2 protein-coding genes are annotated in these 1,905 nt (G+C 58.3%); both read left to right on the top strand.

Annotated elements, in window-relative coordinates; genetic code table 11:
* Positions 1-300 (top strand): hypothetical protein (locus JNL55_RS02160; protein ID WP_293848687.1); only part of this gene is annotated, 300 nt, incomplete at its 5' end.
* A gap of 374 nt (positions 301-674) precedes the next feature.
* The coding region (locus tag JNL55_RS02155) for an N-acyl-D-amino-acid deacylase family protein (RefSeq protein WP_293848685.1) at positions 675-1,905 on the top strand (1,231 nt) is incomplete at its 3' end.

Raw genomic sequence — 1,905 nt, 5'->3', positions numbered from 1 at the left:
CACGTGGACGCAAATGCCTCCATTCCGATGTTCTTCAACCCGGACGGCACCGTCTACTATGTCTATCTGTATCTCAAACTCGACGCACTGAAGTCGAACTACAGTCAGACGGTGACGTGGGAGCTTCACGGTGAGGAGTTGTGCGCGGTCAAGTCCGTTGACCTCATGACCTGCTTTACGTTGCCGCAATTGAGCGTTGGCGAAGTTGCTGACACCACGGTCCGAGCCGTGGATCGGAATGGCGGCGTGAAGTGGAGGGAGCGCGCGAAGATCATGCTATTGAACGGTCCTTCGGCGTAACGCTCCGCGCACTGAGATCTCGCAGCGTCTGTTCGCTTGCGTGTGCTATCAGTCGAAGATTGATGATGCATCCGGAATGTGAACTAGTGCGCGATCGATTCGGCATTGGCAAAAATGCCAGCCGAGCCGCATTGCTTTCCGCTTCGTCAGCGGCAGTGGTTCGATGGTTTCGCGCGATGCATCGACAGCATATATTTTCGAAATTCTATTGAGGACTTTTCGAATTAGGATATAAACTGGCCTGCATGAAGGCTAGAAAAAATGCGCTTGATCAGGCCGGAGGCGGCGTCCGGTCGGCCCCGATTGGGGTGCTCGGTCTTGGTGTGTTTTTGTTTATTAACCCGTGTTTTTCAGCGAAATGCGCAGGGCACGAGTTGCCACGCGCGGATTCCTGGTTGATCAAAGGCGCGCTGGTGTACGACGGCAACGGTACTGCCGGGCGTAAAGTCGATGTGCGGCTCAGAGAAGGAAAAATTTCCAAAATATCTGCGCATCTACAGCCCGTGAAAGATGAGCAGGTGCGTGCCGCAGAAGGGTTGATCCTCGTGCCGGGCTTCATTGATCCGCACAGTCATCACGCAGACAGCCTCGGAAAAATACCGGCGCCCGCGAGCGTGCTCGCTCAAGGCATCACCACCGTCGTCGCGGGCGTCGACGGCAAAGCAAACATGCCGGTCAGTGAACTCTTCGAGCAGCTCGAGCAGAGTCCGGTCGCGGTGAATGTCGCTGCGTTCGGTGCCCACAACTTTTATCGTCGCGTAGTGATGGCTGATGATTTTCGCCGCGAGGCGAGCACAGTCGAGCTGGGCCGCATGCGCAGGATGCTCATCGCCGACATGGACGCCGGCGCTCTAGGGTTGTCGACCGGTCTGGAATACGACCCCGGGATCTATGCGTCGACCGACGAGATCATCGAATTGGCCAACGTTGCGAGCGCACGCGGCGGCCGTTATTCGAGTCACCTTCGTAGTGAAGATGTCGCGCACGATGCGGCTGTCACGGAATTTCTCGAGATTGCCGAGCGAGCGAACATTCCGGCGCACATGAGTCACGTCAAGCTTGCGATGAGCGCCCGGTGGGGCGATGCAAGCGGAGTGTTGGCGCGGCTGAACCAAGCACGCAGCCGCGGACTGAATGTTACTGCGGACGTTTATCCCTACAACGCCTGGCAGGCGCCTCTGGACGTTTTGCTACCGGAGCGCAACTTCGACAGTCCGGCGGCGTACCAGGGCGTGCTCGCCACGATTGCGCATCCCCAGTCCATTCGGATTGCGGAGTATGCGCCGGAGCCCGCATTAGTCGGCAAGACGCTGCAGGAAATCGCGCAAGCTCGCGGCGTCGAGCCCGACGCTGCCTTGATGGATCTCATGCAAACAGCGATTGCTCGCCGCACATTGCCTTGGGGCATTGTCAGCAATATCAGCGAAGAGGACATCCGCACGTTCATGGCTTGGCCGTACGCGAGCATATGTTCCGACGGCAAGGTCGATGATCGACACCCGCGAGGCCAGGGCGCCTTTCCGAGAGTGCTGGCCCGCTACGTTCGTGAGCAGGGGGTGTTGTCGCTGCAAGAGGCTCTTCGTCGCATGACGAGTTTAAGCGCCG

The organism is Steroidobacter sp. (genome assembly GCF_016790065.1).
Lineage (GTDB): Bacteria > Pseudomonadota > Gammaproteobacteria > Steroidobacterales > Steroidobacteraceae > Steroidobacter.
Note: the sequence above shows the minus strand (reverse complement) of the source record. Positions and strands in the feature narration are given on the sequence as shown.